At 38.6% G+C, this 891-nt stretch carries 1 protein-coding gene; it reads left to right on the top strand.

Annotated elements, in window-relative coordinates; genetic code table 11:
• Positions 1 to 232 precede the first annotated feature (232 nt).
• Positions 233 to 891, top strand: a 659-nt coding sequence (locus G5B32_RS16925; RefSeq protein ID WP_165292669.1) for an IS110 family transposase, incomplete at its 3' end; no start/stop codon positions are given.

Genomic DNA, 891 nt, shown 5'->3' with positions numbered 1-891 from the left:
GAATATATTTGGATAATATTAAACAGAATATAATTTTGTTCAGTTTAAAAAGATCCAGCAGAGAGAAGGAGCAAGATTTTAGTCCGTCATTAGTCAATAAACACTCTTCGAAATGTTTGTCCCCTTCTCTCATTCTTATTGCAACTTGGACAGTTCATTAGGCGTTAGGAGCCTGTTTTTACGATTGATAAGTCACGATAAGAACTGCTGTGATCCATAATACAATACAAATATGGTAACAGGTATCGATTGTTCAAAGGATTATTTTGACATTGCAGTTTTAAAAGAAGGCAAATTAGCTTTCAAGAGCAGGTTTGCAAACAATAGTAAAGGTTTTATGGATATGCTGCCACATATTGTGGGCACCCATGTAGCAATGGAGGCTACAGGACCTTATTATTTCCAACTGGCAAGATTTATTTATGATTCAGGAGTAAAAGTTTCAGTAGTCAACCCATTGGTGATACGCAGGTATGCACAGATGCGTAGGTCTCGGGCAAAGACAGACCAGAAAGATGCGATGGTAATAGCAGAGTTTGCGCAAATGACTACTCCTAAACTGTGGGCGCCAGCTACTGAAGTAATTCAAAGCATCCGTAATCTGGAGACCTATCTTCAAGGGCTAAAGCAACGCAGGCAGATGTTGTCCAACCAATTGCATGCATTTCAGGCGGCAGGTATAATAGAAGATCTACTATACAATGAAATAAAAGAAGAAGTGGAAAGCTACGATAAAAGGATCAAAGATAAAGAGCTCCAGATAGAAGGTTTGATAAAGCAGCACTACGCAAAAATGGCTGGTAATATCAGGAGTGTGCCAGGTATAGGTCCACGAAGTGTTTCTATGTTGATTATTGCTACAGATGGATTTGGGATGTTTGAAAACTATAA

This window comes from Sphingobacterium sp. SGL-16 (genome assembly GCF_011043515.1).
In the GTDB taxonomy this organism is placed as follows: domain Bacteria; phylum Bacteroidota; class Bacteroidia; order Sphingobacteriales; family Sphingobacteriaceae; genus Sphingobacterium; species Sphingobacterium litopenaei.
The sequence above is the reverse complement of the archived record's forward strand: the minus strand, read 5'-3'. Positions and strand labels throughout refer to the sequence as shown.